This window comes from Kribbella sp. NBC_01505, assembly GCF_045040285.1.
GTDB lineage: Bacteria > Actinomycetota > Actinomycetes > Propionibacteriales > Kribbellaceae > Kribbella.
The window spans coordinates 2,512,397-2,537,664 of sequence record NZ_CP109425.1; the positions used below are offsets into that span (position 1 = coordinate 2,512,397).

Here is a 25,268-nt window from a genome sequence, read left to right on the forward strand (position 1 = left end):
AATCGACCTGTTGGCGACAGTGCGGACGCATTCCGTGATGAGCACGGCGATCACGCTCACTGTAGTTGCCTGGCGCAATCACAAAGGGTGATAAAGCAACCATTTCGGCGCGCGGCAAAGGTGACGATGAGTCACCTTCGGAGAATCGAGACCGCTCGCACCATCAATACGCAGCGCGACGAAAAACGGTTCGATCTCAGGTCCAGCGCAGGACGCCCTTGCGGTAGGCGTAGAGCAGCCCGACCGCGACGAACGCGAGGAAGACGAACATCTCGATCAGCGTCGCGACGCCGAGCTTCGCGAACACGGTCGCCCACGGGAACAGGTAGACCGCGTCGACGGCGAAGATGACGTACAGATAGGCGAACAGGTAGTACCGGATATGCACCTGCGCCCAGCCGTCGCCGACCGGGTCGACCCCGGACTCGTACGTCGTCAGCTTGCCCTCGGTCGGGTAGGTGACGGTCAGCGCCTTGTTCAGCGCGAACGCACCGATCAGCCCGAGCAACCCGAGCACGACCACCGCGGCGACAACGCCATAGCTTTCCGACACAAGCGGCAGCTTAGTTGGTGCAGAGGAGGTAGGACTCGACCGAGATGTAGGGGCCGTAGCCGGACTGGACGTCGGTCGCCTGCAGGCGGAGCTGGGTGACGCCGTCGATGGGGGCTTCGAGATTGCCCTCGGTCTCCTGCAGCTGCCGGATCGAGGCGATCGCCTTCGGCCGTGCGCCGTTGTGGATGGAGAGCAGCGCGCTGCCGTCGGTCAGGTTCCCGAGCCAGGTCTTGAAGGCGCGGCAACCGGTCGAGTCGACCTCGCCCCAGACGTACCCGCCCTTCTCCGCGAGCAGATCCGCCTCCGAACGCCGCGGTCCCTCGTTCGGCGGGATGACGGTGAACTGCGGGTTCGCCTTCCCGCCCGAGGCCAGCACGCCGTGCTTGAACATCCCGCGCCAGACGAAGTGCGCGAAGGTGATCGGCTTCGACGTCGCGGCCGGGTACGGCGCCTGCTCGTAGACGCTCAGGCGGTAGTCGCGAACCGAGCCGGGCTGGGTGACCGCGATCGTCACCGCGGTGCCGATCGAGAACCCGTGCCCGACCTCCAGCCATTTCTTCGTGGTCGGGATCCACTGGTGCAGATGGATCCGCGTGCCGTCGGCCGGGGCCGGAGTGATCGTGCCGATCACCGTGATCACTCCGGTGGTCGCGTTGGTCGTCGTGACCCCGGTGATCTTCGCGCTCCGGACCGGTGCGTCCGCGGCCGCCGGCAGCACGGCGGACGTCGTACCGTCGGATCGGTCCGAGCCGGACAGGCTCAGCGCGCTGCTGGACGGTGCGATCGGGGCCGCGCAGGCAGTGAGCGCGAGCAGCAGACAAGCGACAGCAACCGCAGGACGACGGACCATGGAGACACCCTGCCTCCTGGTGCTCCCCCTCCGCAACCGAGCGACTGCTGAGGGTAACGATCGGGGGCGGTCCTAATACCCCGTCCCAGGCTGTGGACCGGCGGGGCTGACCCGTGGTTCCGTGCCGAAGGCGAACTAATATTGGGGTTACCGCCCTGCCCTGGGGGGACCGGTTGCCGCTCACCAGCGGACCGCCGGCCCAAGCGTCGACTTGGAGATGAGCAGAACAGTGACCATCGAGGTCAAGCAGCTCGACCGCGTGGTGATCCGCTTCGCCGGCGACTCCGGCGACGGGATGCAACTCACGGGGGACAGGTTCACCGCGGAGACCGCTTCGTTCGGCAACGATCTGTCGACGTTGCCCAACTTCCCCGCCGAGATCCGGGCACCAGCCGGGACCCTGCCGGGAGTGTCGTCGTTCCAGCTCCACTTCGCCGACCACGACATCCTGACGCCCGGCGACGCGCCCGACGTACTGATCGCGATGAACCCGGCCGCCCTCAAGGCGAACCTGAAGGACGTCCCGCGCGGCGCGACGGTGATCGTCGACACCGCGGACTTCACCGCCCGGAACCTGAAGCGGATCGGGTACGACGAGAACCCGCTGGAGAACGGCGAGCTCGAGGCGTACCACGTGGTCGCGCTGAACCTGACCGGCATGACGGTGGAGTCGGTCAAGGAGTTCGGGCTGTCCCGCAAGGACGCGTCCCGGGCGAAGAACATGTACGCGCTCGGTCTCGTCTCCTGGCTGTTCCAGCGGCCGGTCGAGTCGACGATCACGTTCCTGCAGACGAAGTTCGCCGGGAAGCCGGACATCCGGGACGCGAACATCGCGGCCTTCCGGGCGGGCTTCAACTTCGGTGAGACGGCCGAGGAGTTCTCGGTCCGCTACGAGGTGAAGCCGGCCGTGATGCCGACCGGCACCTACCGAAACATCTCGGGCAACCTCGCGCTGGCGTACGGCCTGGTGGCGGGTGCCGAGCGGGCCGGGTTGCCGATGGTGCTGGGCGCTTATCCGATCACGCCGGCCTCCGACGTGCTGCACGAGTTGTCGAAGCTCAAGCGGTTCAACGTGACGACGATCCAGGCCGAGGACGAGATCGCCGGTGTCGGCGCTGCCTTGGGCGCCTCGTTCGGTGGAGCGCTCGGAGTGACGACGTCGTCCGGGCCGGGGATCTCGCTGAAGTCCGAGACGATCGGGCTCGGCGTAATGCTCGAGCTGCCGCTGGTCGTCTGCGACATCCAGCGCGCGGGTCCCTCGACCGGGATGCCGACCAAGACCGAGCAGGCGGACCTGCTGCAGGTGATGTTCGGGCGGAACGGCGAGGCGCCGCTGCCGGTGCTCGCTGCGCAATCCCCCGCGGACTGTTTCGCGATCGCGATCGAGGCGACCCGGATCGCGGTCACCTACCGGACGCCGGTGATCGTGCTCTCCGACGGTTATCTGGCCAACGGTTCCGAGCCGTGGCAGATCCCGGCGGTCGAGTCGCTGCCGACGATCGACCCCAACTTCACGGTCGCTCCGAATGCGACCGCGGCCGACGGCAAACCGACGTACCTGCCGTATCTGCGCGATCCGGAGACGCTCGCGCGAGCCTGGGCGATCCCCGGGACGGCAGGGCTGGATCACCGGATCGGTGGTCTGGAGAAGGAGGACAAGACCGGCAACATCTCCTACGACCCGGCCAACCACGACCTGATGATCCGGACCCGGCAGGCCAAGGTCGACGGGATCGCGCGGACGATCGAGCCGCTGCAGGTCGACGACCCGGACGGTACGGCGAAGGTGCTAGTGCTCGGCTGGGGCTCGACGTACGGGCCGATCGGGGCCGGTGTGCGGCGGGTGCGGAAGGTCGGCGGCAAGATCGCGCAGGCCCATCTGCGGCATCTGAACCCGTTCCCGGCGAACCTCGGTGACGTGCTGCGCAGCTACGACAAGGTGCTGGTCCCGGAGATGAACCTCGGGCAGCTGGCGATGCTGCTGCGGGCGAAGTACCTGATCGACGTCGTCTCCTATGCGCAGGTCCGCGGCATGCCGCTCGGTGCGGCCGAGCTCGCCGAGGTGATCGGCAACCTGGTCGAGGAGACCGACGGGATCGACGACGACGCCCGCCAGCTGGGCGCCGCGGCGGCGGCCAACTCGAAGCACGACGGCCAGCTCGAGCAGGAGGGTGTGCGATGAGCACGGTTGATCTGGGACTGCCCGGTGGTCTGCGGCACGGTTTGCAGGGCGTGCCGGTGGCGGACGCACCGCAGAACCGCAAGGAGTACGTGTCGGACCAGGAGGTCCGCTGGTGCCCGGGGTGCGGCGACTACGCCGTACTGGCTGCTTTCCAGGGGTTCCTGCCGGAGCTCGGGCTCAAGCGCGAGAACATCACGATGGTGTCCGGGATCGGCTGCTCGTCCCGGTTCCCGTACTACCTGTCGACGTACGGGATGCACTCGATCCACGGGCGCGCCCCGGCGATCGCGACCGGGCTGGCGACGGCCCGGCCGGATCTGAGCGTCTGGGTCGTGACCGGTGACGGCGACGCGCTGTCGATCGGCGGCAACCACCTGATCCACACGCTGCGGCGGAACGTGAACCTGAAGATCCTGCTGTTCAACAACCGGATCTACGGGTTGACGAAGGGCCAGTACTCGCCGACCTCGGAGCCCGGCAAGGTCACCAAGTCGACGCCGATGGGTTCGGTGGACACACCGTTCAACCCGATCTCGCTGGCGCTCGGCGCGGAGGCGACGTTCGTCGCCCGCACGATCGACTCCGACCGCAAGCACCTCACCTCGGTGCTGCGCGCGGCCGCCGAGCACCGCGGCACGTCCTTCGTCGAGATCTACCAGAACTGCCCGATCTTCAACGACAACGCCTTCGACGCCATCAAGGACCCCGAGACCCGCGACGACGCGATCATCCCGCTCGTCCACGGCGCCCCGATCCGCTTCGGCACCGACGGCCACCTAGGCGTAGTCCGCGACGGCTTCGCCTCCCTCGCCGTCCGCGAAGTAGCCGACCTCCCAGGTGGCGAGGCGGACTTGGTCGTCCACGACGCCAACACTCCCGACCCCGCCTACGCCTTCGCCCTCTCCCGCCTGACCGACGCCGGCATCCTCCACCAGGCCCCCATCGGCATCTTCCGCTCAGTAGACCGCCCGGCGTACGACGACCTGGTCCGCCAACAAATCACCACAGCCACCGAATCCCAAGGCCCCGGCGACCTCCAGTCGTTGATCACCGGCACCGACACCTGGACCGTCGCCTAACGCGGCTGTTCCAAACGCCAACGTCCGAAGAACCGCAGTACGTGGTCGGCGGTTTTTCGGACGTTGTGCTGTGGGGGTTGGCCGGTACGGCGGGGGGTGCGCTCGGATGCGGCCGGTGGGGTCGGTTCGTGGTTGTTCGCCGCTGCGGCCGGCTGGGAAAGGCGGGGTGGGGGGGGTGCGCTGGGATGCGGCCGGTGGGGTCGGTTCGTGGTTGCTCGCCGCTGCGGCCGGGCTGGCAGGGGTGGGTGGGTCGCGAGGTCGCTGCAGGTGTTCGGTCGTGGTGGGCTGGGGGCTTTGTCTGGGCAGGAACCCCGCCTTCCTGAATGTGCTCGTCCCGTCCCGCCGCTCGGATTCGGCCGGGGGCGTCGGCGGTGGCTGGTCGCCGCTGCGGCCGGTTTGACTGAGACGGGTGGCTGGGGTGGTCTTCGGTTGAGGGGGATGGTGCGGTCGGCGATGACGTGCACGTTGCCTGGGGCTGACGGGCTACGGTTGCGGCCGGTCGCGAGGAGGCCTGACAGCTGACCCGCCGCGGTGGTTCTGCACTGGCCCCCCGATGCCCACCAGGGCAGTCGCCGACCTGGCAGGGATCTCGCTGTTCACCTCAGGCAACGGTCACTGTCATCGCGGCCCGTTCAGGTGCCTCAGCCATAGCCCGTCAGCCGTAGGCAAGGTGGCTTCGGTCACTGGCCTCGCCATCCCCCTCAGCCACCGACTCGCCGTACTGGGCGCTTCAGTGGCCGCCGGAGGCGGGCGAATCGCGTCTTTGTGGAACCAAATAGGCGCCCAGTGACCACGAGACTCCACAAAGACGAGCGGACCCGAGCTCCGGCGGCGAATCCGGGGTCAGCGAGGTGGCCCGGCAGCCGCGAGGTGTTCCGGCCGCCGCGACATGGGCGCTTCGCTGTGCGGATGCGGGTTTGCGGGGATCTGCTGTCTCTCAGCGGCAGTAGATCCCCGCAGACCGGGCAAACCTGCGGGGATCGCGGCTAACGTCCGAAAAACACGCAGACGACGTACTGCGATCGTTCGGACGTTGGCCGGCGCATATGAGGGCGCGACAATCGGTCGGGTGGACGAACCCTTCGAGCTGATTCGGCGAGCCGTCGAGCTCCTGCCGGCGGACGTCACGGCCGAGAACGGTCGCACGATCGCGGATGTCCACGATTGGATCCGATACACCGAGTGGGAGATGGCGCTCGACGTGCTGATCGAGATCGCGGATGTGCATCCAGCGCCGATCGCGTTCTGGGCGCTACTCACCGAGGTGTCGCGGCAGCTGTACCTCGACAGCACCCGCCGCTGGTGCGAGTGGCGAGGCTGGGAGGCTCGGCACGGCACGATCCGCGCGACGCTGACCTTGGCGGATGCAGACGGCGGCGGCCGGAACACGTCGTTCGCAGGGGACGGCCAGCTCCGACCGCTCTGGGACATCGGCACCCGGACCGCGGACGGGCACCCCGACCTGCGTGTCGCGCGGCTGTGGGTGGAGTTCACCCCGAGCCTCGGACCCGGCGAGACAGCTTCCGTTCGGCTGGCTCCCCTGCGGCCCGAGCACTGGCGGCACCTGAAACTGGGCGACGTCCTCACCATGTACGAAGCAAAGCTCCCCGTCGCCCTAGCCGAAGTCATCGAGCTCCTGCCGCCCCGGACCTAGGCCGGGCCCCAGCCCATCGCAACTATCGGCCACGACTCTCCCCTCCGCGGGTGTCCAGCACGACCCTCATCACCGGCACCTGGACCGTCGCCCAACAGCGGAAGTGCGGCGGGGATCTCGAACGCCAACGCGCTGGAGATCCCCGGCCGGCACTCCGGCCTTAGCTGGCCTTGCGATTCACGAGGTACTCCACAATCGCCTCGCGCATCACTTCGCTGAGCTTGCGATGGTTCTGCTCGGCGAAGGCGACCAAGTCGTTGTCGATGCTGCGCGGTAACCGGACCTGGCGCACGGGCGAGGCCTCACCCGGCCCGGCCTCCGGGTCGATCGACGGCCGGCCTCCGCGGGACCGTTCGATGAGATCGCTGCCGAAGGCGGCCGCAGCCTGGCCGCGGAGCGCGGACTTCGAGTCCTCGGGGAGCGTCATGTCGTGTTCGGCCCATTCCGCGGCCGCGTCGTAGTCCTTCTCGCTCATCTGTCCTCCTTCATACGCTCAAGATGCTTGGGCCGTGCGACCATCACGTGGAAGATGTGCAGGTCCCGAGGTGGATTCACCTCGACCATAACTTCCAGCAATGGACCCCCGAGCTGCCTGGGTGGTCCGATGAACAACGTCGGACTGAAGCTCCAGGCCCCGACGACCTCCAATCGTCGATCACCGGCACGACACCTAACCCGGTCGGGAGATTCCGGTGTCGCTCAGGTTCACGGACACCTATCGTGGGAGTGGGGGAATTCCACGGCAGGTGTCCTGAATCGGGGGGACGGGGATGGAGCCGTACAGCGTGCTCGCGGAGCTGGTTTCGGATGCGCCAGGCCGTAGTGCTGCCTGGAACGCGGTGGAGATCCTTCGCCAACTGGCATCGGCCGGTGACAGTCGCGCGACGGAAACACTGGCACGCCTCCTCGGCGACGCGTTGGGGCAGCCGACCGACGCGCCGCTGCTGCAGATCTATGCGAAGGGCTTCCAGCCGGTCGCCATGCTCACTGACCTAGCCACCTCCGGCGTCTCCCCACAGCAGGTGGACAACGACATCCGGCCGTTCCATCAGCTTGTACGGCGTCATGCGGTACTGGAGACCGAAGCGCTCAGGGCCTATCTGCTCAGCACGTTCGTCACTGCATTCGCGACACCGTTCATGGCCGGCGAACTACCCACCGCTGATCGGTTGACCATCCTCGACCGGATCCTGCTGTCGGCCAAGATTGTGCCCGGTGAGACAGCGGACGACTCGCTGCGCTTCGGCCGGGACTTTGTCCTGGCCCGAACGGATTGGGGGTCGCTGCTCCAGGCGATGGGTCATGAGCTCGTGCACATCATCCAAGAGGTCAACATTGCGCCTCGCAGGGACGGCCTCGCCACTGTCGAGCCGGAAGTGTTGCGGGCCGTCGGCGTGGCGCTCCCTGCGCTGCTGCGAGCCGCCTTGCAGATCGAGGCACCAGCCTTCCAGCCCAGTGACCCGCGGCGCGTCCAGCTGCCCGAGGGGCTGGACATCGGCTGCAGCCTCGTACGCCAACCACTCGGCGACTATCTCCACCTGTCGCTGAGCCGCGATGGGTTCGCGCTCCACCTCGGCTCCGCCGTACCTGTCGCCTATCGCGTGCTCAGGCTGCTCAATGCCGACCCGGACCGTACCGCCACCGCTGTCTCACGACGGGGAGTATTTCACCTGGGCATCGCCGGCCACCTCACCCCGCCGAACATCGTCAGGCTCCGTGGAATGGTTGATGTCGGCGACACCGCGACCGCTGCGCAGGGCTGGTTCGACAACCTCCTGGCGGCCGGTCGTTTCGGGTCAGACGGAGGCGATCTTCGCTATCTGCTGGGGGTTGCCGAGCAACCCCCGCGTCGTTACGCCAACAATCTGCGGCTGTCGATCGATGACTCCGAACTCTGCGACACCATCGAGTCCCAAACCGAGCTCGAGGCGACCGCCTCGGAGAGGCTCACCGAGCTGCTGCGGGCCAGCGTACGGTGCGCCCGCCCTGCCAGCATCGAGCGGATTCTTGCAGGGCTCGCTCGAGCAGGCTTCGGTTCCGCTGTCGATGTCGAACTTCAGGCCTTGGGCACCAGCGCTTACGTCGAGGACAACGGCGATCGGCTCGAATACCGAGGCCCGGAGCTTGCCGCCGTCCGAACGACGATCCGGCAGCTTCGAGCGGCCGGTATCGACGTCGACTCTGTGGTGACGGACGATGGTCAGACGCTCCTGACCGATGCTGCAACTCGCAGCGGGACCCTGGTGGCCAGTCTGCTCGCCGAGGGTGCGCGAATCGATCGTCCGAACGCCGAGGGCCAGAGCCCACTCGGTGTCGCGGTCGCGGCCGGCTGCAACGACGCTGCCCGCTCGCTGCTCGATGGCGGCGCGGACATCAACTGGGCAGCGCAGGACGGACTGACAGCGCTGCATCTCGCGGCAGCCTCCGGCTACGGCCTGGCCGAGTTGATCCGAGCTGGGGCAGCCGTCAGTGGGCGATCCGCCGACGGCTGTACGCCGCTCATGTATGCCGGTTCGGCGGAGTCTGTGGCCGTCTTGCTGGCAGCCGGGGCGGATGTGGATGACCACGATGCCTACGGCCTGACGGCACTGATGTTTGCCGCAGCGCGAGATTATCCCGATGTGGTCGAAGCACTCCTCCGGTCCAGTGCCGACCCATCGGCCGGTGCAGACCTCGGTTGGACCAGCCTGCACTACGCCGTCGCCGCGAACGGCCCGAACACCCAAGTGATCGTTTCGTCGTTACTGCGGGCCGGCGCCGACATCGACGAGGAGATTGACGACGGAGGCACCGCCCTCACGCTTGCGGCCGACCGCAACGCACCGGAACTCCTGGCCTACCTGCTCGATCGAGGCGCCGAGGTCGACCACCGCGACCGGAACGGCGCAACGGCGCTTCTGCACGCCAGCGACGGTCGCAGGCAGCCGCCACGGGGTGATTTCGTCTTCGAAGAGCGAGGCGTGCACTGTATCCGGCTCCTGGCCGAGGCGGGTGCGGACGTGAACGCCAGGAACGACGACGGTGAGTCCGCCCTGATTCTGGCCGGCATGGGCATCACAGCGGAGGCAGTCGAGGTCCTGCTGGGTCTCGGCGCCGATCCGAACGGCCCATCGCACAGCGGCGTGACCGCGCTCAGCATCGCTCAGGCGAAAGAGCACGACTCCATGATCTCGCTGCTCCTGGCAGCCGGAGCACTCGGCGACGATGAATGAACGCCCCCACCGATGAGGAGCAGATCGTCGCGGCACTCTCCTCCCAGCCGTGGTCCCGCACCGGTCATCTGTCCTTACGCCGCCTGGGACTACGCACGCTTCCGGACCAGCTGCCGGAAATCGCATTTCTGACCAGCCTCGATCTCAGCGGGAATCGACTCGGTCGGCTCCCTGCGTGGTTCCAGGCCGCCGCGCGGCTGCAACGTCTGCTCGTCGCCGGCAATCGACTGACAGCGCTGCCCGACGAGATCGGGCAGATGACCGCGCTCGAAGTTCTCGACGCCTCCGACAATCGTCTGCAATCGATTCCGGCGACCATCCGGAACTGCCACGACCTCCGTCGAATCGATGTCTCCGGCAACAGCCTCCGCGACTGCGGTCCACTGGCCCAGATCCCGGCGCTCCTGATCCTCGACGCCGGCAACAATCGGCTCTCCGCGTTTTCCGGGCCGATTGGGCCGCCGACGCTCGCGACGCTGGACCTCAGCAGAAACGGTCTCGTCGCTCTGCCTGCCGGGTTCGAGCAGCTCACCGCGCTGCGGCGGCTGGACCTATCCGGAAACCGCCTGACCTCGGAAGCCCTCGGAAGCCTCGCCGGTCTACCTCTCGAAGAGCTCTATCTGGATGACAACCAGCTGGACACCGCGGTGGCGCTGCCGGAGATCGCACGCGTGTCAGCTGCCGGCAACCCCGCAACGCCCGAGGACGGGATTCGGGATGCGGCGCTGGCGATCCTCAGGGCAAGCATGGGTGGTGGCCCAGACCCGGAGCGCAACTACTACGACCTGCCACCATCGAGCTTCGATCTGAGAATTTCGATCCCGCGCGCGGCCGACACGCAGCGAGTGGTGGACCTGTACTACAAGCGATTCGCCGACGTTCCCGCGACCGTGCGGTTCGACGACGGTTTCGAGCTCGCCCTCGGAGCCGTCAGCCGCCGTACAGCGCTGGAGTCGGTTCAGGAGCGCCAGGGATCCGGCACAGCCGCAGCGCTAGGCGTGCTGCCGAGCAAGGCACGAGTGGAGCGCAGCGAGGCGTTTCTCGTGCAATCGCTGGCACGGATCACGAGCGCCGACCTCCTGCGGCCGGGTTTCGGACCTCACTCTTTCGAGCAGACCCTGCTCACACCATCGGCCCGGGTCCTTAATGTGGCACTCACCGATTCGACGGAACGGGTCCTGCTGACGACAGCCGCCCTCCGGACCGGGCAGACCTACGCGGTGCGGATCGACCTCGGTCCACTGGCCGACGACTCCGTCATCATCAACCCGGTCGCGCTGCGGGCAGACGACCTGACCTCCGACGATCCAGGAGGTTACCGGTTCGACCTTGTGGTCAGTAGCAGCGACGTCGACGTCGAACCCCGTCTGCACCGGATGACGATGCCGTTGACCGGCGCCAGTGCTTACACATACGTCCCGTTCACCACCGGTGAACGTGCCGGTCCGTCCAGTCTGCGAGTCACGTTGTACCACCGGAACAATGTGGTCCAGTCGGTTCGGGTGGATTTCGTCGTCACGCAGTTTGACGAGGGCACCGGGCAGATCCAGGCAATCGTCGATTTCGCCCTGACTGATGACGCGGCCAGCGCGCCCGAACTGCCGCCTCGGCAGCTGAACGTGCTCACCAACGACAGCCCGGCTGGGACGCACACGATCGTCGTCAACGACGGGGTTCAGGCAATCACGGCCACCGTCAGCGATCTGCAGGCGACCACTGTGCTGACCGCCGTCCGGTATCGGCTGACCGAGATCACCTTGGGAGGGCGTGGCGACAAGTCGCGCTACGACGACCAGAACCGCAAGCCCACCGGTGATTTCATCGACGACCTCCGGCGGATGGCACTCAGCGGCGCCCAGCTGTGGCAGGCCGTCGTACCGGATGTCAGCGATCGCGCGCGACTGCGCGAGCACCTGGCGAACCGGGCGAAAATTCAGGTCACTCGCGCGACCCGGGCGAGCTTTCCCTGGGCGCTCGTCTACGACATCCCGCGCGATCCTGAACAGGACGGCACGCTCTGCTCGATCCTGACAGACTGGGACGTCCAGCAGGACACGCTCCGGGACTATCCGAGCAGATGCCCCGGCGAGGCGTCACACGGGCTGAATGTCATCTGCCCGTACGGTTTCTGGGGGTTCCGGCACCTGATCGAGCAGCCGCCGTCCGTACGTACCGGCACCCTGCGGAGCAGCATCAAGGTGGTCGAACCGGCCCGAGCGGCAGCAGCGCGCAGTCTGGCTCTGAATCCGGCCTTGACCGCGGCCCATTTCACCGACCTGGAAGCCTGCCTGGCCGGGCGGTTCGAGCTGGTGCACTGCGCCGACCGGCCGCAACTGGTAGCCGCCTTGTCGGATCCACAGCTCCCACTGGCCTACTTCTACTGCCATGGCCGTACAGAGGTGCAGGCCGACGTCGTCACGCCGTATCTGGAGATCGGAACGGACACCCGGATCGCGCCGGGCTCCATCGGTGCCTGGCACGAGGCCGGAGGGTGGGGCTCGAGCCACTGGAGTGAGACAGCGCCGCTGGTGTTCATCAACGGCTGCGAGACAGCCGCCCTGCAGGCTTCGGATGTGGTGAGCTTCGTCGATGCGTTCGCCGGGCTGCATGCGGCCGGCGTGGTGGGAACCGAGATCGCAGTTGCCCAGCGAGTTGCGGGCGAGATCGCCCTCCGGTTCTATCGTCACTTCGTCGGGACGGCCGGCGCCTCCGTCGGTACCGCGCTCCACCGGACCAGGATCGACCTGCTCCGGAAAGGCAACATCACCGGGCTCGTCTACACACCATTCTGCTCGGCCGACCTGACACTGGAGCGCTTCTAGGAAAGGAAACGCGATGACAATTGCCGGCATCGGCGCAGTGTGTTTCGGACTGGTCGTCGGCTGGATCACCTATCGCACGCTGGTGCGGCAGACCGATCGAGCTGCATTGTCCGATATCTCCGTCGCCATCTCCGCCGTCGGGGGTGCCGCGGTCACGGGCCTGTTCAAAGACGCGACCCTCTTCGGCTGGTACTCGATCGGTCTCGCCGCCGGATTCATCAGCTACTTCGGCTTGTTCTGGATCGTCAACGGCAAAACCGAGCTCGGAGAGGTGATGGGCGGAGGGAAGCCCGCAGACGGTCGCGACGCCTAGCCCCGGTCTTCGGACCACCTACTCAGCGCACGGTTGGGGACCGAGTTCACCCGGCAGCTCGGTCCCGGCAGACCGCCACCGCCGTTCCCACGGCAATCAGTGGCGATGGAGTGGCGGGGCGGACTGCCGCCATGGCTCGCGCGGTTAGACGGGCACAACGTCGACGAAGTCCTGCAGGTGAACGAAGTCCTTCGGATTGCGGGTATAGAGGGCAGCCTCGTGGGTGGCGGCCGTCGCCGCGATGACGAGATCGAACGAGCGGGCCCGGGGCTGACGTCCAGCAGCAGCGACGGTCGCCGCGATGGCGCCGTAAGTGCGAGCAATCGCATCCGTAACCGGTAGCGCCTCAAAGGCTCGCTCAATGACGGCCAGGCGGCGTAGCCGCGCGGCTCGAGCCTCAGGTGATTTCGCCATCAAGACACCGAAGTGCAGCTCGGCCAGGCTGGCCGTACTGATCGCGAACTCCGCATCGACAGGCTCGGCCAGACCATCGATGAGGACGCTGGTGTCCAGCACGGCCCTCATCCCCGGGACTCCCAGGGGTCGACCAGGTCGTGATCGATCAGCTCACGGTCAGCCGCCCAATCCTCGTCGGTGCGCGGACTCAGGACGTCGGCGATCTCGTCGTACCGCCGCCAATGCCCTCGCTCCGGCGGCCCGAGCACAGCAGCCGGACGGCCGGAGACTGTGATCAGCAGGTGTTCACCAGCTTCGGCCCGGCGCACCAGATCACTGGCATGCTGCCGCAGCTCTCGCAGTCCCAACGCATCCATGGAAACGACCGTAGCACATGTGCTACGACGAGACTACGACAACAGATCGGTGAGTAGTTGGCCGGTGGGGCGGTTCAGGTGGTGGGCGGTCAGGCCGGCGGCTTGGGCGCCGTGGACGTCCAGGGCCAGGTTGTCGCCGATCATGAGGGTTTCGGCGGGGGGAACGTCGAGGGCGGCGCAGGTTTGTAGGTAGGACTGGGGGTCTGGCTTGCTGACACCCAGGGACTCGGTGGTGCAGACGACGTCTACGAGGGGAGCCAGGCCGATGGCTTCCAGTTTGGCGTTCTGCTGGAGGGTGCTGCCGTTGGTGAGGATGCCGATGCGCCAGCCGTTGCTTCGGGCAACTTCTAGGGCGGGGCGGGCGTCGGGGTAAGCGGACCAGTGGGAGCGGTAGAGGTCGAGGTAGCCGGTGAAGAACTCGTCCTGGTCGGGTTCGGTGGCGGGGACCGGGTGGCCGAGGAGCGGGAGGAACTCGTGGAGGCGGGCTCGGCGTTGGCCTTGGTGGGTCAGTTCGCCGGAGAGCCAGCGCGGGTAGACGCGGTCCTCGATGGCGAACCACTGGGCGACCAGTTCGTCGGTGGCCGTGCCACCTAGCTGCGGGATCCAGGCTCGTACGGCGGCCTCGGCGGAGCCGGTGTGGTCGAAGAGGGTGTTGTCGAGGTCGAAGATAACTGCTTTCACGCGCGGACGACCGAGTCGCGGTTGAGCTCGCGGTGGTTCGCGTACCCCGACAACGCCAGCGTCAGATCGAGCTCGGCGAGGAACGAGCGCAGCACATGCTCAACACCCGCCTGGCCGGCCAGCGCGAGACCGTACATCAGCGGCCGACCGAGGAGGACCGCCTTGGCGCCCAACGCGAGCGCCTTCGCCGCGTCCGCACCCGTCCGTACGCCGGAGTCGAACAGGACCGTCATCTGCTCACCGACCGCATCCGCGATCGCGGGCAGCGCGTCCAGGGCGGCGATCGCGCCGTCGACCTGGCGGCCGCCGTGGTTGGAGACGACGAGACCTTCGAAACCGTGTTCGGCAGCGAGCTTGGCGTCCTCAACCGCGGTGATGCCCTTCAGGACGATCGGCCCGTCCCAGTTGTCGCGAAGGAAGCCGAGGTCGTCCCAGCTCAGCCCCACGTTCGGGAACATCTGGGCCCACAACATGACCGCGGCACCCGGATCCTCGGAGATCGGCTTGTCGAGTTTGGACTGGAAGGCCGGGTCGCTGAAGTAGTTCGCCAGGCCCTCACCCTTCAGGAACGGCAGGAAGCCGCGGTCCAGATCGGCCGGACGCCAGCCGATCGTGCCGGTGTCGAGCGTGACCACCAGTACGCCGTACCCGCTGGCCTTCGCGCGTTGCAGCAGGCTGAGGCAGACGTCGCGATCGGTCGGGAAGTACAGCTGGTACCACTTGCTCTTCGCCTCGATCTGCTCCAGCGCGTGGCTCGCCTGCGTCGAGTGCGTGTACGTCAGCCCGAGCGTGTCGGCGGCCCGCGAAGTGGCCAGCTCGCCTTCCGGATGCGCCAGCGTCTGCACGCCGATCGGCGCGATCAGCACCGGCGCGGGCATCGCTGTACCGAGGATGGTGCAGCTCAGGTCGCGCTCGGCACTCCCCCGCAGCATCCGCGGCACCAACCGCCACCGGTCGAACGCAGCCAGGTTGGCCCGCGCGGTCGCACCGTTGCCCGCGCTCGGCACGATGTAGCCCATCGCCTCCGCGGTCAGCGTCCCGGCCGCCTGTGACTCCAGCCGGGCCAGGTCGGTCGTGATCTCCGGCTTGGTCCCTTGCAGCATCCCCTGCAGGTAGATCTGCAGCTGAAAATCACCGAAGTTGGCCATGTGCCGGATGGTTTCACAACATGACAAACGTCTGGAACCACCCCAGCCGTCCGTCAGCAAGACATCGGGACGGATCGCATCCGCGCCGCGGGCCGCCCGCGCCCAGAGTGGAGACATGCTGAAGCGAACGCTCCCCGCCCTCGGACTCTTCTTCCTGTCGCCGATAGTGGCTGAGTTCGTCCTGGGCAACATCCCGATCACCGCGATCTACGCCCTGTTCACGCTGGCTCCGCTGTACGGCGGCGGCGCGGTCCTGATCCGCGAGCTCGTCCGGCGGCGCGGCTGGGGCTATCCGAGCGTGGTTGTCCTCGCGCTGGCGTACGGCGTCCTCGAAGAGGGCGTCACCACGATGTCCCTGTTCAACCCCAACTACGCCGACCAGCGCCTGCTCGACCCCGGCTTCATCCCCGCGCTCGGCATCGGCGCGCCCTGGACGGTCTTCGTGCTCGGCCTGCACACCATCTGGAGCATCACCGTCCCGATCGTCGCGATGGAGTCCATCTCACGACGCCCCCGCGAGCCCTGGCTCGGCAAGGTCGGCCTCTCCCTGTACGGCGCTCTGTTCGCCCTCGGCGTGTTCGGGTCGACCGCGTTCGCCGTGGGCAGCGACCCCTTCGTCGCCGCGCCCGGTCAGTTCGCCGGGGTTGCCGTGGCGATCGTCATCCTCGTCGTACTGGCCGTGTGGGTAGGCAACCGAAAGCGCGAACCCCAGTCCGGCCAGGTACCGCCAGTCTGGTCGGCCGGGGTGGGTGGACTGGCGTTGAGCTCGGCCTGGATGCTGTCCAACGACCTCGTGCACTCGGCCTGGCTCGACGCGGCGGTGATGGTCGCGATCGACGTACTGGCTGCGGTGGTGCTGACCAACTGGTCTCGGCGAGCGGGCTGGACGCAGCGGCATTCGGTGGCGGTCGCCAGCGGGGTGTTGCTGACCTACGTGTGGCACGCGTTCCCGCAGCCGCCGATCTTCGCGGCGTCGCGAACGGCGGATCTGCTCGGCAACGTTTTGTTCGGCCTGATCGCGATCGGCGTGCTCGGTTTGGCCCTGCGCCGGTCAACCAACGAGCGTTAGCATCGGCAGATGGAGTTCGCCGGCGAGGTGATCGAGTGGCGCGGCCCAGCGCCGTACCACTTCGTCCCGGTGCCGGACGAGGAGTGCGCCGTACTGCGGGCTGCCGCCGCCGGTGCCGGCTACTCGTGGGGACTGCTCCCGATCACCGCCCGAATCAACAGCACCGAGTGGAAGACGTCGCTGTGGCCCAGGGACGGTGAGTACCTGCTGCCGCTGAAGGACGCCGTACGGAAGCCACTCGGCCTGGACGTCGGGGACGCGGTCGACATCCGACTCACGTTCGAGGCGGAACCCCGCCAGCTGAAGGCGCCTGCCAAGCGAGCGCCCCGCCCGCGCGGTTCGCGGGAGCCGATCAGCCCCGAGCAGTTGAGGATCGTTCCGGCCAACGAGGCGGCCTGGGCGGACCTGCAGGCAATCTTCGGGACGACCGGAGACACCTCGCGCTGCTGGTGCCAGCGCTTCCGGATGCTCCCCAAGGAGACCTGGGTGTCCGAGGGCCCCGAGGAACTGGCCGCCCGGCTCCACGATCAGACTGCAGGCGAAACCACGACCGGCCTGATCGCGTACCTCGACACCGAACCCGTCGGCTGGTGTGCGGTCGCACCCCGAGCCGACCACGCCAGGCTCCTCCGCGACAACCGCGTCCCCTGGCTCGGCCGCACCGAGGACAAGCGCGACCCCACCGTCTGGGCCGTCACCTGCTTCGTCACGCGCTCCGGTTACCGCCGCCGCGGCATCGCCCGCGCGCTGGCCCAGGCCACCGTCGAGTTCGCCCGCGCCCAAGGCGCCGACGCCGTGGAGGGCTACCCGGACTTCGTCGACGGCGGCTCGGTCGGCACGCTCGCCATGTTCACCGCCGCCGGATACACCGAAGTCAGCCGTCCCGGCACCCGCCGAGCGGTCCTGCGGATCAACTTCTGACAATCCAGTGGCAGGTTTGTGGGTGCTGGCGGCAGTGCTTTGGGACACTCAGGTGTGACTACGTCCGTGACTGCTGACGAGCGGACTGTGCCCAGGCAGGTGCGGCTGGCGCTGCTCGCGTTGGCGATCGGCGGGTTCGCGATCGGGACCACCGAGTTCGTGACGATGGGGCTGCTGCCGCAGATCGCGGACGGGGTCCACATCTCGATTCCCACCGCCGGGCACGTGATCTCGGCGTACGCGCTGGGCGTGGTCGTCGGCGCACCGGTGATCGCGGCCTTGGGCGCGCGGACCGGACGGAAGCGGATGCTGCTCGGCCTGATGGCGCTCTTCGTGCTGGGGAACGTGTTGTCAGCCGTTGCCTCAAGCTACGAAATGCTGATGGCAGCCCGGTTCCTGACCGGGGTCCCGCACGGCGCCTTCTTCGGGATCGGTGCTGTGGTCGGAGCGTCGATGGTTCCCGCGAACCGTCGCGCTTGGGCGGTGTCGATGATCATGGTCGGACTGCCGGTGGCCAACATCGTCGGCGTACCGCTCACCACGCTCCTCGGCCAAGCGCTCGGCTGGCAAGCGCCCTTCCTGGCCGTCGGCGTGCTCGGATTACTGACCCTTGTGGCGGTCTGGTTCTGGGTGACGCCGCAGCCGGTGGCGCACGACACGAACATGCGCAGCGAGTTGAGCGCGCTGGCCCGCCCCCAGGTGTGGATGGCGTTGCTGGTCGGCATGGTCGGGTTCGGCGGCATGTTCGCGACGTACTCGTACATCACCCCGACGATGACGGAACTGGCCGGTTTCTCCGCAGCCGCGGTCACGATCGTGCTGGCGACGTACGGGGTCGGGATGACCTGCGGCACCCTCGTCGGCGGCCGGCTGGCGGACCGCGCGCTGATGCCCAGCCTGTACGGCGGCCTGATCGCGGTGACCGTCGTCCTCAGCGTGTTCGGGTGGATGGCGCACACGAAGCCCACCGCGCTGATCGCGGTCTTCGCGCTCGGATTCTCGTCGAGCATCCTGATCCCCGCGCTGCAGACCCGCCTGATGGATGTCGCGCACGAGGGCCAGTCACTGGCCGCCTCGCTCAACCACTCGACGCTGAACGTCGCCAACGCCCTCGGCGCCTGGCTCGGTGGCGTCGTACTGGCTGCCGGCTACGGCTACGAATGGCCGAGCCGGGTGGGTGCCGGGCTCGCCGTCGCGGGCCTCATTTTCGCGGTCATCTCCGGCCTGATGGACCGCGGCGCGAAGAAATCAGGGGCAGACCAGGTCAACGCCTGACCGGATTACTGGGTATCACCTGGTTGGATCGGTGTATGGCAACAGTGACGTTGGGCGCCGCGGATCTGGTACGGCGTCGTGGGCTGCGGCAGATGCGGTTGGTCGCACTGTCGTTGCTGGTGCTGGCCGCGATCATCTACGTGATCACGCTGCACCGCGAGGGCGCGTGGGCCTATGTGAACGCGGCCTCCGAGGCGGCGATGGTCGGTGCGCTGGCGGACTGGTTCGCGGTGACCGCGTTGTTCCGGCATCCGCTCGGACTGCCGATCCCGCACACCGCGATCGTGCCGACCCGCAAGGACACGCTGGCCGAGAGCCTGGAGCAGTTCGTCACCGAGAACTTCCTCTCCGAGGAGGTCGTGGCGGAGAAGATGCAGTCGGCCGACGTGAGCCGCCGGGCCGGTGAGTGGCTGGCGGCCGGCAACCACGCCGAGCGGATCGTGGCCGAGGGCGCGCGGACGATCGGCGCCGCGCTGCCCAAGCTCGGGGACGACGACGTGACGGCGTTCGTGCGTGGGTCGCTGCTGCCGCGGTTCGTGCAGGAGCCGCTGAGCCCGATCGCCGGGCACTTCCTCGAGTCGGTCGTCGACGACGGGGCGCATCACGCACTGTTCGACCTGTTGATGGTCGAGGCCTACGACTGGCTGAGCGAGAACCGCGAACTGCTCGCGGATGTGGTCGGGCCGCGCGCGCCGCGGTGGTCGCCGATGTGGGTCGACCGGCTCGTGGTCGACCGGATCCACCGCGAGGCGCTCGCCTGGCTGGCCGACGTACGGGACAACCAGGATCACGCGGCACGGCAGGCCGTCGACCGGCTGCTGCAGAAACTCGCGGTCGATCTGCAGAACGACCCCGCCACGATGGAGCGGTTCGAGGCCTTCAAGGCGCGGATGCTCACCCACCCCGACATGGGTTCCAGCCTCACCGCGGTCTGGGATTCGTTGCGCACGGCACTCATCGACTCGATCCAGGATCCGGCGAGCGCGCTGCGGGTCCGAGGCGTGAAGGTCATCAAGGAGCTGGGCCAGCGGTTGCAGGAGGACGACGTACTGAAGGGCAAGGTCGACGCGCGCGCCTCCGAGGCGGTCAGCTACGTGATCCGGACCTACGGCAACGAGATCGTCTCGGTCATCTCCGACACCATCGCCCGCTGGGACGGCCGCGAGGCGTCGGCCCGGATCGAACTGCACGTCGGTCGTGACCTGCAGTTCATCCGGATCAACGGCACCGTCGTAGGCGCCCTGGTAGGCCTAGCGATTCACAGCATCAGCCAGCTGCTCTAGATCCCGCAGTTGGGGGCGCTCCAGAAGTTGCTGGTGCGGATGTCCAGGTGGGTGTGGTCGTTGTGGTCGGGGTAGCCCGGGCCGAGGATGCCACCGAAACCGTGGTAGCGGGCCTGCTTGGCCATCGTGCAGAACGAGTGCACACCGGTCAGGTCCGCGGAGCGGCCGTAGAGGTGCTCACTGTTGCTCGCGCCGCCGACGGACCGGTTGCACGGGATGCTGCGGAAGCCGCTGGAGATGTTCAGCGGCTGGTCGCCGAGGGCGTGCCGCAGGGCCTCGAGCTGCCACATGGTCTGCAGCGCGTTCGCCTTGGTGGCCGCCTCGCTCAGCGGACCGCCGTCGTACCCGGATCCGCCGCAGCCGTCGTCGAGCTCGGCGTAGGTGAAGTGGATCGGGGTGCAGTCGTCGTCCTGCAGCGCGTAGAGCTTGCTGAACGTCGCCGCGCCGGCGACCCCGTCCGCGGTCAGCCCGTACGCCGATTGAAACCTCTGTACGGCGGCCTTCGTGGCCGGCCCGAACACGCCGTCCGTGGCGATGTGAGCGCCGTACGCGGGGTAACCGGCGACGCGGATCTGGAGCTGGGTCACGTCGGCGCCGGATGTGCCCTGGGCCAGGGAGCGGCCCCAGGTGTAGCAACCGTCGGCGCGGGCCTCGGTGGCGGTGACGAACTGGGTGGTCACGGTCGCGGTCAGCATCGCCGCGAACAGCAGGAGCAGGGAGACGATCCGCGGCAGCGGACGGCCTAGGAGCTGGGACATGACAACCTCCGGGGCGGTGAAGGGACTTGTCTGCCCGACAGCATGGGGCCAAGATCTGCCGATTGCCTAGGCCCAAGCAGAAACTTTGCGCCGAACAGGCAACCAAATCCCGGCGACGCCTGGTCAGGCAAGATGTGACCATCAACGGGAGCACGCCGGCGCTGAGCGCTTTGCGTGCCGGAGAAACGGGGCCGCCGGTGACCGCAAGCGAGGGATTCGACGCCTTCGTCGCCGCCCGCTCCGGCAGATTGCTGCGAACGGCGTACCTACTGACCCACGACCACGCGCTGGCCGAGGATCTGGTGCAGACCGCCCTCGCCAAGGCCTGGTTCGCCTGGTCCCGGATCGAGGGTGACAACCCCGAACCGTACGTCCGCAAGATCATGGTCAACACCTACTCGTCCTGGTGGCGACGGCGCTGGCATCACGAGATCCCCAGCGACGAGCTCCCCGAGAGCTCCGCCGCCGGGCCCGAGTACGAAGGCGACCTCTGGCAGGCGCTGCAACGGCTCCCCCGCCGGCAGCGCGCCGTGATCGTCCTGCGGTACTACGAAGACCTGACCGAGGCCGAGACCGCCCGCCTCCTCGGCACCAGCGTCGGCACCGTCAAAAGCCAAGCCAGCAAGGCCGTAGCGAAACTCCGCCTGGACCCCGCCCTCCTCTCCGGCGCCCCTGCCACTCAGGAGAACCCGCGATGAACCTCCAAGACCTCCGCAGCGAGCTCAACAGCCGCGCCGACGAAGCCGCCAACGGCCAGCCCGACCTGCTGCCCGGTGTCCGGAACAAGATCCGCCGCACGAAGCAACGCCGTACGGCGACCGCCCTCGCCTCGGTGGCTGCCGTGGCAGCCCTGGCCGTGGCCGTCGTCCCCGGCGTCATCAACAACTCCACTCCCGACCCGGCCGAGAACGTTCCGTCCGACTACACCAAGGACGACCGGACGGTCCCGGGCATGGTCAACGGCAGCAAGTTGCTGAAGGCATGGATCAGCGACCGCAACCAGGCCAAGGCCTCGTTCGCCTGGACGCCGACCACCGACAAGATCGCCATCTACGCCTCCTGTGACACCGCGGGATCCACTGCTCCGATGGAGATCCGGGTCAAGATCGGCGACTGGAACGTCGGGAGCACCCAGTGCAACGTCGCGACCGACACCGAGACCGAGAACTTGCCTCTGACAACCTTGCGGTCCGACTCGGCGATCTGGCTGGCCTCCCCGGTCGGGAAGTCCGCGACAGTCACCGCGGAGATCGTCAACGATGAGACCGGGAAGGCCGACACCTCGGCCAAGAGTGCCCAGCAGTTCCAGCTCGGCATCTACACCGCCGCGGACACTCCGGTCGGCAGCAGCGACGGGCCCCCGGAGCACGTCCCGGTAGCGGGACCGGACGACTACCGATCCGGCGGCGTGGTCTACCGCAAGACCATCGGCGGCGACACCCTCGCTGGTGCGGCCGTGGGCGATCCCGGCACCAAGGAGGTCAAGTTCAGCTTCACCTCGACCGGCGCTCCCCTGGTCCTGCACCAGTTCTGCACCGCGAACGGCGGCTCGGTGGAGGATCAACCCTTCCGGGTACAGACGTCCCTCAACGGATCCATGGTGTCCGAGGTCGGCTGCGATGCCTCCTCGACCGACGCGGGTGCCGGTGGCAGCCACACTGTGCAGTCTCCGCCGGCCGGGCAGAAGGTCGATGTCGTCGCCCGGATCGTCATCGACAAAGGGCAGAAGGCGGCGTTGCCCGCGGACGCCCGGCTCGGCCTCGGCGCCTACTTCCAAGGTAAGCAGCGCTTCATCGAGGATGTCGGACTGGCCGAGCGCATCGAGGTGGGCGGCAACAACTACCGGCTCGCCGCCGTCCAAGAGGCTCCGGGCACAGCAGGCAAGGTCTCCATCGAGACTCCCGCCGACACGCCGCTGGTGCTCGCCTACGGCAGCTCGACGCTCGGCATCAACGGACCTGCCATGGGCGAGATGTCGTTCCAGGGACGCTCCACCGGGAAGAGCATCTCCGCGGAGCAGAGCGGACTGCTCGGGAACGCGTGGTTGCCCTTCGCCGCCGGGCCGGCCAGTCGGGCCGAGATGACCCTGACCAAGGGCAAGGCGACCAAGGGCAAGCTGTTCGTCGCGATCTACCTGCCCGCCTGATCGACGCGCCTGGGGCCTACAGCCAGGCGTGCAGGTCGGCGGCGTCCTTGAGCAGCTGCTCGGGATTGTTCTCCGGGACGAACTCGAGCAGCGCGTTCAGCTCACGCGGGTCGGCCGCCAGCTTCGCGAGGATCTGGCGCCACAGGCGCTCCCTGGTCGCCAGGGGGCGCCGAGTGCCGTCCGGGTCCCAGGAGAAGACGTGCACGGTGGTCAGCCAGGGCAACAGGGCATCCAGCTGGTCCAGGCACTCGTCGTCGCCCATCCCGACCGGCGGTTGCCAGTACGTCGTGAGGTTCGGGGCACCGACATCCATCAGCAGGGTGATCGTCGAATCCACCTCGTCGGTGAGCGTGTTGCGGTGGAACTCGAGGGCGATCTCGATCCCCGAGCTGGCCGCCACGTCGGACAGCTCGGCCAGACCACGCGTCACCGCCATCCGGTCGCCGACCCCGGCTTCCGCCGTACCGACTGTGCCGGCCCAGACGCGGATCCGGGAGGCGCCGAGGGCTTCCGCGGTGGCGACGGTGGCGCGCATCTGCTCGCGGTCGGCGGCACCGGCGCGGAGGTAGGAGCCGTAGGCGACGGTCTGCAGGCCGTGCACCTCGGTCAGGTTCTTCACCCGGCGCGCGGCGACCAGGTCGCCGAGGGGAACGTGGATGTCACCGCCCCACTCGATCGCCTTCAGACCCGCCCGCGCCGCGACCTCCACCACCTCGTCGGCCGGCAACTGACGGAACGTCACCGAGACCAGACCGGTCCTCACACCCACGTGTGCCTCCTCAGGTTCACCCCTCTATCCAACCTCATCGGACCAGGGACGCCCACGCGATCCACGTCACCGTCTCAAGTCATGAGCAAAGCTCTTGGATGCGACTGACAATCGGGCTTAGAGTGTTAGCGTCCTGAGTCAGAAGTTCGGCGAGTGCTGGAGGTGTCCAGGTGCGTGCATCGCAAGGCGGCGAAGCGTCCTCGATGTGGTGTCCATCGTGGATGCTTCGCCAACGCCGCGAGGTGCGTGCCTGGGCGCCTCCAGTGCCGCTGAAGTTCTGACTCAGGACGCTGGACTGTGCCGGATCAGCGAAAAGGGTTCATCTACGGGTTCGTCGCCTACCTGATGTGGGGTCTGTTCCCGATCTACTGGCGGCTCCTCGACCAGTCCGGTGCGATCGAGCTGCTCGCGCATCGCGTGGTCTGGTCACTGCTGACGATCGCGCTTCTGGTCGCCGTACTGCGGAAGTTCGGGGCAGTGAAAGAGCTGCTCCGGCAACCGCGGAAGCGGTGGGCGTTGATGGGCGCCGCGCTGCTGATCTCGGTCAACTGGGGGACATACATCTGGGGCGTCATCAACGGCCATGTCGTCGAGACGTCGCTCGGCTACTTCATCACCCCGTTGTTCGCGGTCTTCCTCGGCGTCGTCGTCCTGAAGGAGCGGCTGCGGCCGGCACAGTGGGTCGCGCTGGCGATCGCGTTCGTCGCGGTCCTCGGACTGGCGATCGAGAACGGGCGGCCGCCGTGGATCGCGATCCTGCTGACGTTCTCCTGGGGCTTCTACGGCCTGATCAAGAAGAAGGCCGATGCCGGTGCGATCGAGGGCATGGCGGTCGAATCGGCGACCGTAGTACCGCTCGCGCTGGCGGCGATCGTCGTACTGGGCGCGCAGGGGCACTCGACCGTCACACATAGCGGGACCGGGTACTTCATCCTGGTCCTCCTGACCGGGCCACTGACCGCCGTACCGCTGCTGTTCTTCGGTGCCGCCGCGACCAGGACGTCGCTGACAACCCTCGGTCTGCTGAACTACATTGCCCCGATCCTGCAGTTCATCTGCGGCGTCACGCTCTTCCACGAGCACATGTCACCGATGCGCTGGGCCGGCTTCGGCCTAGTCTGGCTAGCACTCGCGATCTTCACCTTCGACAGCCTGAACCGCCGCCGCCGGACAATCGCGCTCAAACGAGCTGCCCTGGCCACCTCGGCCGCCTGACCCGCCGCCCTCCTGTTGCCGGGGCTTGCTTGACTATGGCCATTCAGGATATTTAGTATCCAGATTATGAAGATGAACGAGGGCGTCGAATGGGCGATGCACAGCTGCGTGAATCTCAGCTGGATCCCCGGTCAGGCGGTCACCGCCAAGCACCTCGCCGCCTTCTACGACCTCCCCACGGCATACCTCAACAAGCAGTTGCAGGCGCTCGCGCGGGCCGGGATCCTCTCGTCGGTCTCCGGACCCAAGGGCGGCTTCCAACTGGCACGGGACCCGCGGAAGATCAGCCTGCTCGACATCGTCGTGGCGATCGACGGCCCGGATGACGCGTTCCGCTGCACCGAAATTCTGCGGGCCGGTCCGGCCGGCGACCCGAGGGCCGACTACGTCAAGACCTGCCACATCTCGCGCGCGATGCGCGCGGCCGAGCTCACCTACCGGCGCGAGCTCGCCGGCCGGACCATCGCGGAGATCGCCGAGAACGTCGTCGCGGAGTATCCGGCCGCACCGGAGAACGCCCGCAGCCGGTTCGCCAACCTCAAATCCTGACCACCCACTTCCGCCA

Annotated in this window: 23 protein-coding genes; 14 read left to right on the forward strand and 9 right to left on the reverse strand. The window is 67.7% G+C overall.

Going from position 1 to position 25,268, the window contains the following annotated elements; all coding sequences use genetic code 11:
• Window positions 1-196 precede the first annotated feature (196 nt).
• Complete coding sequence (locus OG474_RS11850) at window positions 197-553, reverse strand: NADH-quinone oxidoreductase subunit A (RefSeq protein ID WP_405062301.1); 357 nt, start codon at window positions 551-553, stop codon at window positions 197-199.
• Between the two features lie 10 nt (window positions 554-563).
• Complete coding sequence (locus tag OG474_RS11855) at window positions 564-1,403, reverse strand: hypothetical protein (protein ID WP_405062302.1); 840 nt, start codon at window positions 1,401-1,403, stop codon at window positions 564-566.
• A gap of 217 nt (window positions 1,404-1,620) precedes the next feature.
• On the opposite strand from OG474_RS11855, the gene OG474_RS11860 reads away from it, so the two are divergent.
• The 3 genes from OG474_RS11860 to OG474_RS11870 all read left to right on the forward strand — a co-directional run bounded on the left by OG474_RS11860 (window position 1,621) and on the right by OG474_RS11870 (window position 6,318).
• Window positions 1,621-3,585 (forward strand): 2-oxoacid:acceptor oxidoreductase subunit alpha, encoded by a 1,965-nt coding sequence (locus OG474_RS11860; protein WP_405062303.1) that lies wholly within the window; start codon window positions 1,621-1,623, stop codon window positions 3,583-3,585.
• Complete coding sequence (locus OG474_RS11865) at window positions 3,582-4,664, forward strand: 2-oxoacid:ferredoxin oxidoreductase subunit beta (RefSeq protein WP_405062304.1); 1,083 nt, start codon at window positions 3,582-3,584, stop codon at window positions 4,662-4,664. Before OG474_RS11860 ends, OG474_RS11865 begins: the two co-directional genes overlap by 4 nt.
• A 1,069-nt stretch (window positions 4,665-5,733) precedes the next feature.
• Window positions 5,734-6,318, forward strand: a complete 585-nt coding sequence (locus OG474_RS11870) for a hypothetical protein (RefSeq protein WP_405062305.1) — start codon at window positions 5,734-5,736, stop codon at window positions 6,316-6,318.
• Between the two features lie 160 nt (window positions 6,319-6,478).
• Here the strand turns inward: OG474_RS11870 and OG474_RS11875 are convergent, their stop codons facing one another.
• Window positions 6,479-6,793, reverse strand: a complete 315-nt coding sequence (locus tag OG474_RS11875; RefSeq protein WP_405062306.1) for a hypothetical protein — start codon at window positions 6,791-6,793, stop codon at window positions 6,479-6,481.
• 295 nt (window positions 6,794-7,088) lie between these two features.
• Between OG474_RS11875 and OG474_RS11880 the strand changes: the two genes are divergently transcribed.
• Genes OG474_RS11880 through OG474_RS11890 form a run of 3 tightly spaced genes read left to right on the forward strand, consistent with a single transcriptional unit; the run spans window position 7,089 to window position 12,665 of the window.
• The gene (locus OG474_RS11880) at window positions 7,089-9,530 is read left to right on the forward strand and encodes an ankyrin repeat domain-containing protein (RefSeq protein ID WP_405062307.1); all 2,442 of its coding nucleotides are present in this window, start codon (window positions 7,089-7,091) and stop codon (window positions 9,528-9,530) included.
• Window positions 9,527-12,352, forward strand: a complete 2,826-nt coding sequence (locus OG474_RS11885; protein WP_405062308.1) for a CHAT domain-containing protein — start codon at window positions 9,527-9,529, stop codon at window positions 12,350-12,352. The genes OG474_RS11880 and OG474_RS11885 overlap by 4 nt, the downstream gene beginning before the upstream one ends.
• Before the next feature lie 13 nt (window positions 12,353-12,365).
• Window positions 12,366-12,665: a hypothetical protein gene (locus OG474_RS11890; RefSeq protein ID WP_405062309.1), complete on the forward strand. Its 300-nt coding sequence runs from the start codon at window positions 12,366-12,368 to the stop codon at window positions 12,663-12,665.
• A 144-nt stretch (window positions 12,666-12,809) separates the two neighbouring features.
• Here OG474_RS11890 and OG474_RS11895 read toward each other — a convergent pair whose 3' ends face one another.
• From OG474_RS11895 to OG474_RS11910, 4 genes are read right to left on the reverse strand one after another with little or no spacing between them, the layout of a single operon-like run.
• Complete coding sequence (locus OG474_RS11895) at window positions 12,810-13,190, reverse strand: PIN domain-containing protein (RefSeq protein ID WP_405062310.1); 381 nt, start codon at window positions 13,188-13,190, stop codon at window positions 12,810-12,812.
• On the reverse strand, window positions 13,187-13,438 hold the full coding sequence (locus tag OG474_RS11900; RefSeq protein ID WP_405062311.1) for a type II toxin-antitoxin system Phd/YefM family antitoxin: 252 nt from the start codon (window positions 13,436-13,438) through the stop codon (window positions 13,187-13,189). The genes OG474_RS11895 and OG474_RS11900 overlap by 4 nt, the downstream gene beginning before the upstream one ends.
• 33 nt (window positions 13,439-13,471) lie before the next feature.
• Window positions 13,472-14,119, reverse strand: a complete 648-nt coding sequence (locus tag OG474_RS11905; RefSeq protein ID WP_405062312.1) for an HAD family hydrolase — start codon at window positions 14,117-14,119, stop codon at window positions 13,472-13,474.
• Complete coding sequence (locus OG474_RS11910) at window positions 14,116-15,267, reverse strand: alpha-hydroxy-acid oxidizing protein (RefSeq protein ID WP_405062313.1); 1,152 nt, start codon at window positions 15,265-15,267, stop codon at window positions 14,116-14,118. Before OG474_RS11910 ends, OG474_RS11905 begins: the two co-directional genes overlap by 4 nt.
• 115 nt (window positions 15,268-15,382) lie before the next feature.
• Here OG474_RS11910 and OG474_RS11915 point away from each other — a divergent pair, with 115 nt between their 5' ends.
• From OG474_RS11915 to OG474_RS11930, 4 genes are read left to right on the forward strand one after another with little or no spacing between them, the layout of a single operon-like run.
• Window positions 15,383-16,336: a hypothetical protein gene (locus OG474_RS11915; RefSeq protein WP_405062314.1), complete on the forward strand. Its 954-nt coding sequence runs from the start codon at window positions 15,383-15,385 to the stop codon at window positions 16,334-16,336.
• A gap of 9 nt (window positions 16,337-16,345) precedes the next feature.
• Window positions 16,346-17,257: a GNAT family N-acetyltransferase gene (locus tag OG474_RS11920; RefSeq protein WP_405062315.1), complete on the forward strand. Its 912-nt coding sequence runs from the start codon at window positions 16,346-16,348 to the stop codon at window positions 17,255-17,257.
• Between the two features lie 54 nt (window positions 17,258-17,311).
• Window positions 17,312-18,532: an MFS transporter gene (locus tag OG474_RS11925; protein WP_405062316.1), complete on the forward strand. Its 1,221-nt coding sequence runs from the start codon at window positions 17,312-17,314 to the stop codon at window positions 18,530-18,532.
• A gap of 35 nt (window positions 18,533-18,567) precedes the next feature.
• Complete coding sequence (locus OG474_RS11930; RefSeq protein WP_405062317.1) at window positions 18,568-19,815, forward strand: DUF445 domain-containing protein; 1,248 nt, start codon at window positions 18,568-18,570, stop codon at window positions 19,813-19,815.
• On the opposite strand, the gene OG474_RS11935 is transcribed toward OG474_RS11930, so the two are convergent.
• On the reverse strand, window positions 19,812-20,573 hold the full coding sequence (locus OG474_RS11935) for a D-Ala-D-Ala carboxypeptidase family metallohydrolase (RefSeq protein WP_405062318.1): 762 nt from the start codon (window positions 20,571-20,573) through the stop codon (window positions 19,812-19,814). The two genes, OG474_RS11930 and OG474_RS11935, sit on opposite strands and share 4 nt — an antisense overlap.
• A 197-nt stretch (window positions 20,574-20,770) precedes the next feature.
• On the opposite strand from OG474_RS11935, the gene OG474_RS11940 reads away from it, so the two are divergent.
• Both OG474_RS11940 and OG474_RS11945 read left to right on the forward strand, forming a co-directional pair.
• On the forward strand, window positions 20,771-21,271 hold the full coding sequence (locus OG474_RS11940) for a SigE family RNA polymerase sigma factor (protein ID WP_405062319.1): 501 nt from the start codon (window positions 20,771-20,773) through the stop codon (window positions 21,269-21,271).
• Window positions 21,268-22,719: a hypothetical protein gene (locus tag OG474_RS11945; RefSeq protein WP_405062320.1), complete on the forward strand. Its 1,452-nt coding sequence runs from the start codon at window positions 21,268-21,270 to the stop codon at window positions 22,717-22,719. Before OG474_RS11940 ends, OG474_RS11945 begins: the two co-directional genes overlap by 4 nt.
• Window positions 22,720-22,735: 16 nt before the next feature.
• Here OG474_RS11945 and OG474_RS11950 read toward each other — a convergent pair whose 3' ends face one another.
• A complete protein-coding gene (locus OG474_RS11950) occupies window positions 22,736-23,488 on the reverse strand; it encodes a sugar phosphate isomerase/epimerase family protein (protein WP_405062321.1) in 753 nt (250 codons plus the stop codon).
• A gap of 297 nt (window positions 23,489-23,785) precedes the next feature.
• On the opposite strand from OG474_RS11950, the gene rarD reads away from it, so the two are divergent.
• Window positions 23,786-24,703 (forward strand): EamA family transporter RarD, encoded by a 918-nt coding sequence (rarD, locus tag OG474_RS11955; protein WP_405062322.1) that lies wholly within the window; start codon window positions 23,786-23,788, stop codon window positions 24,701-24,703.
• A 66-nt stretch (window positions 24,704-24,769) separates the two neighbouring features.
• A complete protein-coding gene (locus OG474_RS11960) occupies window positions 24,770-25,252 on the forward strand; it encodes an RrF2 family transcriptional regulator (protein WP_405062323.1) in 483 nt (160 codons plus the stop codon).
• The last annotated feature ends 16 nt before the right edge of the window (window positions 25,253-25,268 follow it).